1 pseudogene is annotated in these 255 nt (G+C 51.8%); it reads right to left on the reverse strand.

What is annotated here, in order from left to right:
• Nucleotides 1-255, reverse strand: a pseudogene (locus JW499_RS23290) (amino acid ABC transporter substrate-binding protein); the annotation flags it as partial.

The raw sequence follows: 255 nt of genomic DNA on the forward strand, positions 1-255 counted from the left end.
CATACGCTTCTCCGTAGTTACCCACCTGCTTAACGATCTGGTATGCCCAGTCATCAGACAGGTCCAGACCTTTGCCTTTAGGTCCGTCCAGACCCAGCAGACGCTTAACGTTAGGATCGGTACTTTCCGCCTTCATCTTATCAACGTTAGCCGATGTCAGCCCCAGTTCCTCGGCATTGAGCATCGCATTGAAAGACCATTTCACGATATTAAACCAGGTGTCATCACCCTGACGCACAACAGGCCCCAGTGGCT

This window comes from Amphritea pacifica, from assembly GCF_016924145.1.
Lineage (GTDB): Bacteria > Pseudomonadota > Gammaproteobacteria > Pseudomonadales > Balneatricaceae > Amphritea > Amphritea pacifica.